At 62.1% G+C, this 12,119-nt stretch carries 9 protein-coding genes; 3 read left to right on the top strand and 6 right to left on the bottom strand.

The genetic code is table 11. The features are described from left to right. The first annotated feature begins 25 nt into the window (after positions 1–25). Positions 26–667, top strand: coding sequence for a LysE family translocator (locus OU993_RS08730; RefSeq protein WP_268156238.1), 642 nt, complete (start codon positions 26–28; stop codon positions 665–667). 67 nt (positions 668–734) lie between these two features. Here OU993_RS08730 and OU993_RS08725 read toward each other — a convergent pair whose 3' ends face one another. The 6 genes from OU993_RS08725 to OU993_RS08700 all read right to left on the bottom strand — a co-directional run bounded on the left by OU993_RS08725 (position 735) and on the right by OU993_RS08700 (position 9,410). Next, entirely contained in the window at positions 735–1,400 is a 666-nt protein-coding gene (locus OU993_RS08725) for an OmpA family protein (protein ID WP_268156236.1), read from the bottom strand. 82 nt (positions 1,401–1,482) lie between these two features. Then, positions 1,483–2,727, bottom strand: coding sequence for a flavodoxin-dependent (E)-4-hydroxy-3-methylbut-2-enyl-diphosphate synthase (gene ispG / locus OU993_RS08720; protein WP_268156234.1), 1,245 nt, complete (start codon positions 2,725–2,727; stop codon positions 1,483–1,485). Between the two features lie 81 nt (positions 2,728–2,808). Next, positions 2,809–4,002, bottom strand: coding sequence for an MFS transporter (locus OU993_RS08715; RefSeq protein WP_442792890.1), 1,194 nt, complete (start codon positions 4,000–4,002; stop codon positions 2,809–2,811). Then, complete coding sequence (locus OU993_RS08710; RefSeq protein WP_268156232.1) at positions 3,995–4,804, bottom strand: DeoR/GlpR family DNA-binding transcription regulator; 810 nt, start codon at positions 4,802–4,804, stop codon at positions 3,995–3,997. Before OU993_RS08710 ends, OU993_RS08715 begins: the two co-directional genes overlap by 8 nt. Before the next feature lie 288 nt (positions 4,805–5,092). Beyond that, a complete protein-coding gene (gene pyc, locus OU993_RS08705) occupies positions 5,093–8,551 on the bottom strand; it encodes a pyruvate carboxylase (protein ID WP_268156230.1) in 3,459 nt (1,152 codons plus the stop codon). 118 nt (positions 8,552–8,669) lie between these two features. Continuing rightward, positions 8,670–9,410, bottom strand: a complete 741-nt coding sequence (locus OU993_RS08700) for a helix-turn-helix transcriptional regulator (RefSeq protein WP_268156228.1) — start codon at positions 9,408–9,410, stop codon at positions 8,670–8,672. Between the two features lie 269 nt (positions 9,411–9,679). Here OU993_RS08700 and OU993_RS08695 point away from each other — a divergent pair, with 269 nt between their 5' ends. Together OU993_RS08695 and OU993_RS08690 are read left to right on the top strand one after the other, a co-directional pair. Further along, the gene (locus OU993_RS08695; protein WP_268156227.1) at positions 9,680–11,446 is read left to right on the top strand and encodes a glucan ABC transporter ATP-binding protein/ permease; all 1,767 of its coding nucleotides are present in this window, start codon (positions 9,680–9,682) and stop codon (positions 11,444–11,446) included. A 125-nt stretch (positions 11,447–11,571) separates the two neighbouring features. Beyond that, the gene (locus OU993_RS08690) at positions 11,572–12,108 is read left to right on the top strand and encodes a GNAT family N-acetyltransferase (RefSeq protein ID WP_268156225.1); all 537 of its coding nucleotides are present in this window, start codon (positions 11,572–11,574) and stop codon (positions 12,106–12,108) included. Positions 12,109–12,119 lie beyond the last annotated feature (11 nt).

Below are 12,119 nucleotides of genomic sequence, written 5' to 3'. Positions count from 1 at the left end.
GCATGCTCGAATCCGTGAGAACCCCATGTCCGAACTGATGCAGAACCTGCCGCAGGTTGCCGCCGCCTACATGCTTTATCTGGTGGCTGTCATCAGCCCCGGCCCGGCGATCATCGCCATCATATCCACTTCGCTCAGCCAGGGGCGTCAGCGCGGCCTTACGATCGCGCTCGGCATCTTTGCCGGATCGTTCACCTGGGCGATGGCCGCAGCGCTTGGCATGGCGGCACTCCTGACCCGCTACGGTCAGGTGCTGGAGATCCTGAAGATTGTCGGCGGGCTTTACCTCATCTATCTGGCCTATAAAGCGTGCCGGGGCGCTCTGCGTCCGACGGTGCAGGGCGATCTCCCCGCCGTCGAGGGAAAAGAGAGCTTCCGCCGCACCTTCCTGACCGGCTATGCCATCCACTTGACGAACCCGAAGGCGGTCTTCGCCTGGGTCGCGATCATCTCGCTCGGCCTTCCCGCCGGCGCCTCGGCGAGCGCGGTCGCGCTCATCGTCGGCGGTTGCCTGGTGACCGGTTTCACGGTGTTCATGGGTTATGCATTGCTGTTTTCGACGAAACGCGCCGCCCGCCTCTATCAGAGCGCCCGCCGACCGCTGGACGCGCTGATGGCCGTGATGTTCGGCGCCGCCGGCGTCAAGATGATCAGCAGCGCGCTGTAACGTCAGCCGAAACGACAAAAGGCGCCGCGGATGCGACGCCTCTTGCTGATGCTTGGCCAGTTCAGGATCAGTTGGTCGTGATCGGCGCGATTGCCACTTCCACGCGGCGGTTTTGCGCACGTCCGTCCGGCGTCGCATTCGACGCGATCGGCTGCGAGGCACCGAAACCGAGCGTCGACATGCGGCGCTGATCCACCCCACGCGATGCGAGATAATTCGCAACGGACGCGGCGCGGCGTTCCGAAAGACCCTGGTTGTGCGCGGCGCTGCCGGTCGAATCCGTATGGCCGTTCACATCTACAAGGGTCCGGTTGAACTTGTTCAGCACCAGCGCCACCGAGTTCAGCGTCGCGTAGAAGCCCGGCAGAACCTGGTCCTGATCGGTCGGGAAGGTGATGTTCGACGGCATGTTGAGGATGATACGGTCGCCGACACGGGTGACGGACACCCCGGTTCCCTGCAGCTGCGCACGCAACTCGGATTCCTGCTGGTCCATGTAGTTGCCGATCGCACCACCGGCGAGCGCACCGACGCCCGCGCCGATCAGGGCCGCATTGCGACGCCCGACGGCGGAATCGCCGATGGCGAGACCCGCCAGCGCGCCAAGGCCGGCGCCGATGGCAGCCCCGCCAGCGGTGTTCGACACCTTCTGCTGGCCGGTATAAGGATCCGTCGTTGTGCAGGCGGACAGATAGGTCGCGCACATGGCGACAATCGCGATTTTCTTCAGCATGGAATCATCATCCCCGTCATTTCGCTCGCCGTTCATTTAGCATGAATTGCGGCAATAGCGAGGTGGCCGACAGCGACTGCGCTTATTCCGCGGCCGTCCTCTGGCCGAAGCGCTTTTCGATATAATCCGCCACCAGCGCCTCGAAATCCCCGGCAATATTGGGACCGCGCAGGGTCAGCGCCTTCTGGCCGTCGATGAAGACGGGAGCGGCCGGTGTCTCACCCGTGCCGGGCAGCGAGATGCCGATATCGGCATGTTTGCTTTCGCCCGGCCCGTTGACGATGCAGCCCATCACCGCGACGTTCAGCGCTTCCACGCCCGGATATTTTTCGCGCCAGACCGGCATGTTCTTGCGGATGTCCTCCTGAATGCGCTGCGCGAGTTCCTGGAAGACGGTGGAGGTGGTGCGTCCGCATCCGGGGCAGGCGGCAACGACCGGGATGAACTGCCGGAAGCCCATGACCTGCAGCAGTTCCTGCGCCACCTGCACCTCGCGGGTGCGGTCGCCGTTCGGCTCCGGCGTCAGCGAGACGCGGATCGTATCGCCGATCCCGTGCTGCAGCACATAACCCATGGCCGCCGACGAGGCGACGATGCCCTTCGAGCCCATGCCGGCTTCGGTCAGTCCGAGATGAAGCGCATGGTCGGAGCGCTCCGCCAGCATGGCGTAGACGGCAATCAGGTCCTGCACCTGGCTCACCTTGGCCGACAGGATGATCCGGTTGCGCGGCAGGCCGATCTCTTCCGCGAGTTCGGCAGACAGCAACGCAGACTGACAGATGGCCTCATGCATGACCTGGCGGGCCGAGAGCGGCGAACCATTCGCCTGGTTCTCGTCCATCAGGCGTGTCAGGAGGTCCTGATCGAGCGAACCCCAGTTGACGCCGATGCGCACCGGCTTGTCATAACGGATCGCCATCTCGACGATCTCGGCGAACTGCTTGTCCTTCTTGTCCTTGAAACCGACATTGCCGGGATTGATGCGGTATTTCGCCAAGGCTTCGGCACAGGCCGGATGATCGGCCAGAAGTTTGTGGCCGATATAGTGGAAATCGCCGACGAGCGGCACATCCATGCCGAGCCTGAGCAACCGCTCGCGGATCTTTGGCACGGCGGCAGCGCTTTCATCGCGATCGACCGTGATGCGCACGATCTCGGAACCTGCCTTGAAGAGCGCCGCCACCTGGGCGACGGTTGCATCCACATCGGCCGTATCGGTGTTCGTCATCGACTGGACGACGACCGGCGCGCCGCCCCCGACAATCACGCCGCCCACATCGACGGCGACCGAGGCACGGCGTGGTTTGGGATCATAATCGGCAGGCATCGGAACTCTCGCAACTGTGGGAGAAAGTGTCCTTCAGGTGGATCAAGCGCGGTGCCTTGTCAACACCTGCGCGAGATCACGTTAATGCGGACCGGCGGCACGGTCGGCATGACGCGCCAGTCCGGAGAGCAAAAGCACCACCAGATGCAGGACCGGCAGGCCGATGAAGATGGCCGCCAGACCGGTATGCTCGGCAATGAAACCGATCGCGGAGGGCGCAACCAGAATGCCGGAATACCCCATTGTCGTGACGACCGAAAGGCCGAGGCCCTGCGCCATGCCCGGCAGGTTACCGGCCGCGGAGAAGGCGATCGGCACCATGTTGGAGATGCCGATGCCGGCAATCGCAAAGCCGATCATCGCCATCACCGGCCCATTCGCCATGCCGGCCGTGGCAAGCCCGATGATCGACATCACCGTGCAGAAGCGCAGCGTATTGACCGCGCCGAACCGGTCGCGCACCAGATCGCCGGCAAAACGCATGGTCGCCATGGTGAGCGAGAAGGCGCCGAAGGCCAGACCCGAGAGTTCCACCGAAGCGCCAAGTTCGTTGCGGAAATAGAGTGCCCCCCAATCGAGCACCGCGCCTTCCGGGATCATGCTGAACAGCGCAACAAGCCCGATCAGCCACGGAAGCGGCGTCATCGGCAGGCGCACCTTCTGTTTCGCCTCCTCCGGATGCGGTTTGTCGGCAACCAGCATCGGCCAGGCAATGGCCACCATGACCGCCGCGAGAACACTGACGAGCAGACCGTGGCCGACCACGCCGAGCCAGGCGATCAACACCCCGCCGCTTGCCGACCCCAGGAGACCGCCGAGGCTCCAGAAGGCATGGCAGGACGACATGATGGAGCGCCGCATCTGCTTTTCCGTCACCACCGCATTGGCGTTCATCGCGACATCCATGGCGCCGATCAGCCCGCCGAACAGAAAGATCGCGATGGCGCCCGTCCAGACGTTGCCGACCAGGCTGAGCAGCAGCAAAGTCGGAAGAACGAGCAGGGCCGTGATCCGCGTCACCCAGGTCGAGCCGAAGCGGGCGATCTGGATGCCGCCGATCGGCATCATGACGATGGAACCGATGCCGAAGACGAGGATCATCAGGCCGAGCGCGCTTTCGCTGAGCGACAGCCTGGCGGCAAATTCCGGAATTTTTGGCGCCCAGGCGCCAATCAGGAAGCCGTTCATCAGGAACATCAGCGCAACGGCCGCACGCTCGCGGGTGATAATGGGGGCGCGATCGACGGCGCCGGTCACGGCAGTATTGTCAGTCATTGTTCTGGTCTCTCCCGGTCTTTCGACCCTCTTGCAGTCCAGCCTCGATGATCTCGCACCCCGCCTCCCTGAGTGGCGCAAGGCGATGCGGATCGACACCTGGTTCGGTGACGAGGCAGTGATATTGGCCGGCAGCGGCCACCGCATAGGGTGCGGCTGCATCGAATTTTTCGCGCGTGGCGGCAACGATGACCCTTCGGCTGCGGGCGGCGATGTATTGCTTGAAGGCAGCATCCTCCAGGCGAAAGGCCGAGAGGCCCCCGTCGACATCGATGCCGCAGGTGCCGATGAAACAAATGTCCGGCCGGATGACCGACATGGCCTCGATTGCCCGCGCGCCGACGGCGCCCCCTACCACGCGGTCGAGGCTGCCGCCGATCAGGATCACCTCAACGAGCGGCTTTTCGGTCAGCACGAGTGCTATGGCGGGAGAATTGGTCACCGCCGTCACCACAAGGTCCTCGTGCACGGCCTCGGCGATCGCAAGATTGGTGCTTCCCGCATCGAAATACACGGTGCAGCGCGGCGGAATAAGCGTGCTGGCCGTTGCGGCCAAGGCCTTCTTCCGCTCCGACGCCACGCCCATGCGCTGGGACAGCGTCGTGGCACCGCGCGAAACCGGAAGCGCACCGCCATACACCCGTTCACACAGGCCGGCATTCGCCATGTCGCGCAAATCGCGGCGGATCGTGTCTTCGGAAATACGAAATTCCGCCGCCAGAGAGGCCGAAAGCACCCGGCCATCCTGTTTCAGACGTCGCAGGATTTCCGCCTGCCTTTCCTGCACCATCAGATCCGTCATGCACGCTCCATCCTGAATAACGCACGACCATGCATAAACATGCATAAACATGCATAAATCGGCAATCAAGACACAAAACGCCTGCCGGTTGTCACGAGACGTGATTGCTCGCGATGCCGTGGCGGCTCCGAGATCGGTGAAAGCAAGGTTTGAGGAAAAAAGGGGGGCGTGACAGAAGCACACCAGGCCGGAAACCGCGAAGCGGTGACGGTGACACGGCCGGCGCGGCCGCTTGGCATGAAGCGGCCGCGGACGGCAACAATCCGCCCGCGGCCATCCAGATCATTCTCAGGCGGTATAGACGATCAGCAGGTCCTTGGCGTCGATCTGGTCGCCGGCCTTCACCAGGACTTCCGAGACCTCACCATCGCGCTCGGCATGCAACGCGGTTTCCATCTTCATCGCTTCGATGGAGAGCAGCACATCGCCTGCCTTGAGCTTCTGGCCGGCCGCCACGAAGACGCGGGAAATAACGCCCGGCATCGGCGCGCCGAGATGCGCGGCATTGCCGGCTTCTGCCTTGCGGCGCGCCACGCTGGAGGCGGCCCGGCTGCGGTCCGGCACCTTGATGCGGCGCGGTTGGCCGTTCAGTTCGAAGAAGACGGTGACGAGGCCCTGTGCATCCGGCGCACTCGCCGCCTGGTTCACCACCACCAGCGTCTTGCCCTTTTCGATATCGGCAAACAGTTCCTCGCCATCCGCCATGCCGTAGAAATAGGCGGGCGTCGGCAGAACAGAGACCGGTCCATAGGTATCGGCGGCCAGCGCGAAGTCGGTGAAGACCTTCGGGTACATCAGGTAGCTGGCGAATTCGAAGTCATCGACGGCACGCCCGAGCTTCTCCTCGATCACCTTACGCTCGGCCGCGAGATCGGCTTCCTTCAACAGTGAGCCGGGACGCTCGGTATAGGGTTTGTCGCCCTTCAGCGCCTTCTTCTGCAGCGCTTCCGGCCAGCCGCCCGGAGGCTGACCGAGATCGCCCTTCAGCATCGAGACGACGGAATCGGGGAAGGCGATGTCCTTGTCGGGGTTTACGACATCGGCGACCGTCAGGTCCTGCGAGACCATCATCAGCGCCATATCGCCGACGACCTTGGACGACGGCGTGACCTTGACGATGTCGCCGAACATCTGGTTGACGTCGGCATAGGTCTGCGCCACTTCGTGCCAGCGGGTTTCGAGCCCCAGAGACCGGGCCTGTTCCTTGAGGTTGGTGAACTGGCCGCCCGGCATTTCATGCAGATAGACTTCCGAAGCCGGCCCCTTGAGATCGCTCTCGAAGGCCGCGTACTGGTGGCGCACCGCTTCCCAATAGAAGGAGATGCGGCGGATCCAGGCGGGGTCGAGGCCCGGATCACGCTCCGTGCCGGACAGCGCTTCCACGATCGAACCGAGGCAGGGCTGCGAGGTGTTGCCGGAGAAGGCGTCCATGGCGGCATCGACCGCATCGACGCCGGCATCGACCGCCGCCAGCACCGTGGCCGCGGCAATGCCGGACGTGTCGTGCGTGTGGAAATGGATCGGCAGGTCAGTCGCCTCGCGCAGCGCCTTGAACAGCACGCGGGCAGCCGCCGGTTTCAGCAGACCAGCCATGTCCTTCACCGCAATGATATGGGCGCCGGCCTTTTCCAGCTCAGCCGCAAGAGCGGTGTAATATTTGAGGTCGTATTTCGGCCGCGCGCTGTTGAGCAGATCACCGGTATAACAAATCGTTGCCTCGCAGAGCTTGTTCTCCTCCTGGATCGCATCCATGGAGACGCGCATGTTGTCGACCCAGTTCAGGCAGTCGAAGACGCGGAACAGGTCGATGCCACCTTTGGCCGCCTGCCGGACGAAATATTTCACCACATTGTCCGGATAGTTGGTGTAGCCGACGCCGTTCGCACCGCGCAGCAGCATCTGCAGCAGGAAGTTTGGCGCGCCCTCGCGGATCAGCGCCAGACGCTCCCACGGATCTTCGGTGAGGAAGCGCATCGAGACGTCGAAGGTGGCCCCGCCCCAGCATTCGAGCGAAAAGAGGTTCGGCAGCGCCCGCGCATAGACCGGCGCGATACGGGCAATGTCGAAGGTGCGCATGCGGGTGGCGAGCAGTGACTGGTGCCCGTCGCGCATGGTCGTATCGGTCAACAGCACCTGCGGCTGCGCCCGCATCCAGGCCGCAAAACCCTTCGGGCCGAGTTCGTCGAGCTTCTGCTTGGTGCCGGCAGGAACCTCACCGTTGATGTAGGGCACCACCGGCTTCGGTGCCTTTTCCGACGGTTTCGGACGCCCCTTGACCTCCGGATGGCCGTTCACCGTGACATCCGCCAGATAGGTGAGCAGCTTGGTGGCACGGTCCTGCCGCTTGACCTGCTGGAACAGCTCCGGCGTCGTGTCGATGAAACGCGTCGTATAGGAATTGTCGCGGAAACTTGGATGGCCAATGATCGCTTCCAGGAAGGTCAGGTTGGTCGCGACACCGCGAATACGGAATTCGCGCAGCGCGCGGTCCATGCGGCTGATCGCCTCCTGCGGCGTGCCGCCCGAGGCCGTCACCTTGACCAGCAGCGGGTCATAATAACGCGTGATGATCGCCCCGGTATAGGCCGTGCCGCCATCGAGGCGAATACCGAAACCGGCCGCCGAACGATAGGCGGTGATGCGGCCGTAATCGGGGATGAAGTTCTGTTCCGGATCTTCCGTCGTGATACGGCACTGCAGCGCATGGCCGTTCAGACGGATGTTCTCCTGTGCCGGAACGCCCGATTCCGGCGTGCCGATCGCCTCGCCTTCGAGGATGTGGATCTGCGCCTTGACGATATCGATGCCGGTGACGACTTCCGTCACCGTATGCTCGACCTGGATGCGTGGGTTCACTTCGATGAAGTAGAATTTGCCCGTATCGGCATCCATCAGATATTCGACGGTACCCGCGCCGATATAGTTCGTTGCCGCCGCGATCTTCAGGGAATAACCGGCCAGTTCCTGGCGTTGTGCCTCCGAAAGATACGGCGCCGGAGCCCGCTCGACGACCTTCTGGTTGCGGCGCTGGATCGAACAGTCACGCTCGAAAAGATGCACGACATTGCCATGCGTATCGCCCAGCACCTGGCTTTCCACGTGGCGGGCACGTTCCACCAGCTTTTCCAGATAGACCTCGTCCTTGCCGAAGGCCGCCATGGCTTCGCGCTTGGCTTCCGTCACCTCCTTGGCAAGATCCTTCGGGTCGCGAATGGCACGCATGCCGCGTCCGCCACCGCCCCACGAGGCTTTTAACATAACCGGGTAGCCAATTTCCTCAGCCATCCTGGCAACGATCGTCATATCATCCGGCAGCGGCTCGGTGGCCGGCACGACAGGAACACCGACGGAAATTGCCAGATTGCGGGCCGCGACCTTGTTGCCGAGCTGGCGCATGGTATCGGCCGTCGGGCCGATGAAGATGATGCCCGCCTCGTTGCAGGCCTCGACGAATTCCGGGCTTTCGGAGAGGAGGCCGTAACCGGGATGGATCGCATCCGCGCCGGAGGCCTTGGCAACCCGGATGACCTCCGGGATCGACAGATAGCTTTCAATCGGCCCGAGATCACGCGCAAGATGGGGCCCGCGTCCAACCTGATAACTTTCGTCCGCCTTGAATCGATGCAGGGAGAGTTTGTCCTCTTCCGCCCAGATCGCTACCGTTTTGATACCCAGTTCATTGGCCGCGCGGAACACGCGAATTGCAATTTCCGACCGGTTGGCGACAAGTATCTTCGATATCTTCAAGACGATCTCCCACTCGCTGAGCGAGGCATGCTGCACCCGCGAAGAAGATCATTAACGGCTTTTTAGCGAAGTGCAATTTCCCGCCGGCACTTCCAATCGAATTTATGTCAGCTTGGTGTCAGGTGATCAGGCCGAGACGGAACGCGATGGCAATGACGTGCTGCCGGTTCTTGGCGTTGAACTTTTCCTGGATGACGTTGATGTACCAGTCGACGGTATGGTTCGAGATGCTGAGTTCCTTGGCGATCTCGTTGGACGTCATGCCATCGGCCAAAAGAATCAGCACTTCCATCTGCCGCTTCGTCAGGTCCGTGTCGAGTGAATCGCACAGTTCGAGTTCCGGGGCCAGGCCCTGCAACTCGAGGAGGCGCCAGAAGATCCGCCGCCCTGCGGTCTCGAACAGGGAGATCTCCACCGGCGAAAGCTCGATTGAGGGACCGCTGATGTTGAGCTGTCCGATCAGACCCGTTTTGCCAAAGATCGGAAAGACATAACCATCCACCATGTTGAACCTCGACGCGTCCTGCAGAAGTTTGAGGACACGTTTGCGATAAGGATCGTCGCGAAAGGCATGGATTGCGTCGCGCCAACGAAAGGGACGCTGGGCGGAGGACAGCATGCGGCGGGCGGGATCGACCAGGCTGTATTTGCGCGTCGCATAAAGCGTCCTCCAGCTCTCCGGCCAGTTGTCCATCAGGAGCATCTCGGAGCGAGTGGAGTCCGCCCGGTGAAACAGCCAGATATCGTAACCGACAAAACCATACGCGCGCAAAAGCTTGTCGAGCTCTGCAGCCACTTCCGCTTGTGTTTTTGCTTCATTGACCAAGACGAGAAGCTGCAGAATCGAGTGAATGTTCACTCATCCCCCCTGCTGTGAATCGTCACAGCTACCAAATAGTTGAACCAAACGATAAAATGCCAATGCCAACCTGCTGAGGTGCGGTTAGCATTTTCTGAATGCTGCAATGCGATTTATAACACAGGGCAATATTCTCCCATGGATTGCAAGAGGGGTCTTACTCACCCCAAGATATAACAGGACGGACGACAGCCGGGCTGCTGGTGTTCACGCTGCATACAGGTCTCACCTGCTAAACGTCCGTGTCCGGAATAACGAGGTAACGTCTTTTGAGTCTGTTTCAGGTCTATGCGCGAGCGCTGAAATATCTGAGCTCCAGCCCCATTCGCGTCACCATGGTGGTGATCGCCAACATCGTTCTGGCGGTCATAACCATCGCGGAGCCCATTCTGTTCGGCCGCATCATCGATGCCCTGTCGGAGGGCGGCGACGTGACCCCCATCCTCATTCTCTGGGGCGGTTTCGGCGTTTTCAACACGATTGCCTATGTGCTGGTGGCCCGCGAGGCGGACCGCCTGGCACATGGCCGCCGCGCAACACTGCTCACGGAAGCCTTTGGCCGGATCATCTCCATGCCACTCGCCTGGCATCACCAGCGTGGTACTTCGAACGCTCTGCACACGCTGTTGCGCGCCAGTGAAACGCTGTTCGGCCTGTGGCTGGAATTCATGCGCACGCACCTCGCTACCATCGTGGCGCTCTCGATGCTGCTGCCGACGGCGCTGTCCATGGACTGGCGCCTGAGTTCGGTGCTGATCGTGCTCGGCGTGATCTACTGGATCATCGGCCGCACGGTGATGAATCGGACGAAGGAAGGCCAAGCCTCGGTCGAAGGGCATTATCATACGGTCTTTTCGCATGTCAGCGACTCGATCAGCAACGTCACGGTGCTGCACAGCTACAACCGCATCGAAGCCGAAACGCGGGCGCTGAAGGGTTTTACCGAGCGCCTGATCGCCGCACAGTTTCCGGTGCTCGACTGGTGGGCGCTCGCCAGCGCGCTCAACCGCATGGCCTCGACCATCTCGATGCTGATCATCCTCGTCATCGGCGTTGTGCTGGTGCGCAACGGCGAGATCAAGGTCGGCGATGTCATCGCCTTTATCGGTTTCGCCAACCTGTTGATCGGTCGCCTCGACCTGTTGCGCCAGTTCGCCACGCAAATCTTCGAGGCTCGCTCCAAACTTGAGGACTTCTTCCGCCTCGAGGATTCGGTCAAGGACCGCGAGGAACCGGTCGGCACCGGTGAACTGGCCAATGTCCGCGGCGAGGTGGAATTTCGCGATGTCTCCTTCGATTTTGCGAATACGACACAGGGCGTGCGCGACGTGTCGTTCACCGCCAAGGCCGGGCAGACGGTCGCGATCGTCGGCCCGACAGGCGCCGGCAAGACAACGCTCATCAACCTCCTACAGCGCGTCTACGATCCGCAGCAGGGAAAGATCCTGATCGACGGCACCGATATTGCCGGTGTGACACGCAAGTCGCTGCGCCACTCGATTGCGACCGTTTTCCAGGATGCCGGCCTCCTCAACCGCTCGATTACCGACAATATTCGCCTCGGTCGCGAGGATGCGACGGACGCGGACGTGCTTGCCGCTGCCGAAGCCGCTGCCGCGACAGAGTTCATCGAAAGCCGTCTTGCCGGTTTCGACACCCATGTCGGCGAGCGCGGCAACCGCCTGTCGGGCGGCGAACGCCAGCGCATCGCGATCGCTCGCGCCATCCTGAAAAACGCGCCGATCCTGGTGCTGGACGAGGCGACGAGCGCGCTCGACGTGGAAACGGAACAGCGGGTGAAGGAAGCCATCGACCGGTTGCGCAAGGACCGCACCACCTTCATCATCGCCCACCGGCTCTCGACCATCCGCGACGCGGATGTGGTGCTCTTCCTCGACCATGGCCGGATCATCGAAAAGGGCACCTATGACGAACTGAGCGCACTCGGCGGCCGTTTTGCCTCGCTGCTGAAGACGAGCGGTATTCTGGCGGATGACGCGAAGGCTGCGCCAGCGGCCCTGCCGCAGCCGGCCTGAGGCGGGCGTACTCACCGGTCATCATCATCGACAAGAGACGAAGGATGCGCAAATGCAGAATTTGCGCATCTTTTTTATGTCGTGCATCCTGCGCCCTCCTGCGAGCTTGACCACGAGCCTCACCGATGCCCTCGAAAGACCTGCTTCACGTCCACATTCGGCCGGCATTGCCTGCGGATTCTCCCGCCCTTCAACAGATCGAGTTTTTCGCCTTCGAGACGCTGAGAATGGCCGGCGCCGCGCATGGCCCGCTGCAGACCAGCAGCGACGAGGAGCTTCAAACCTATCATGACGCAGGTTTTCTTCTTGCTGCCATCACTTCCGATGGAGAGCCCGTCGGTTATGTCGGCGGATATGATGCCGGGCGGTGGCTGCACATCGGCGAGATGGACGTTCATCCGCAATGGCAGAGACAGGGCGTCGGCCGCCGGCTGATGCTGGCGATCCTCGATGAGGCGCGAAAGCACCGCCTGCTTGGCGCAACGCTGACGACGGATCGCCTGGCGCCCTTTAATGCGGCCTTTTACGCATCACTCGGCTTTTCCATCCTGGGGGCGGCAGACCGCTCGCAAAGGCTCGATGCGCTGTTAAAGGCCGAAGCGGCGAAGGGGCTGGACCCCGGTCGCCGTGTCGCGATGCAACTGGAGTTTCAACCGGCCTGAACGGGTAACGA

It is taken from the genome of Rhizobium sp. SL86 (assembly GCF_026672545.1).
GTDB lineage: Bacteria > Pseudomonadota > Alphaproteobacteria > Rhizobiales > Rhizobiaceae > Neorhizobium.
This window is presented reverse-complemented; position numbering and strand designations above follow the sequence as displayed.

Coding starts and splice junctions, on each gene's coding strand:
- OU993_RS08715 (WP_442792890.1), bottom strand. CDS start 4,002: ATGACTGACAATACTGCCGTGACCGGCGCCGTCGATCGCGCCCCCATT.
- ispG (WP_268156234.1), bottom strand. CDS start 2,727: ATGCCTGCCGATTATGATCCCAAACCACGCCGTGCCTCGGTCGCCGTC.
- OU993_RS08725 (WP_268156236.1), bottom strand. CDS start 1,400: ATGCTGAAGAAAATCGCGATTGTCGCCATGTGCGCGACCTATCTGTCC.
- OU993_RS08690 (WP_268156225.1), top strand. CDS start 11,572: ATGCCCTCGAAAGACCTGCTTCACGTCCACATTCGGCCGGCATTGCCT.
- OU993_RS08730 (WP_268156238.1), top strand. CDS start 26: ATGTCCGAACTGATGCAGAACCTGCCGCAGGTTGCCGCCGCCTACATG.
- OU993_RS08710 (WP_268156232.1), bottom strand. CDS start 4,804: ATGACGGATCTGATGGTGCAGGAAAGGCAGGCGGAAATCCTGCGACGT.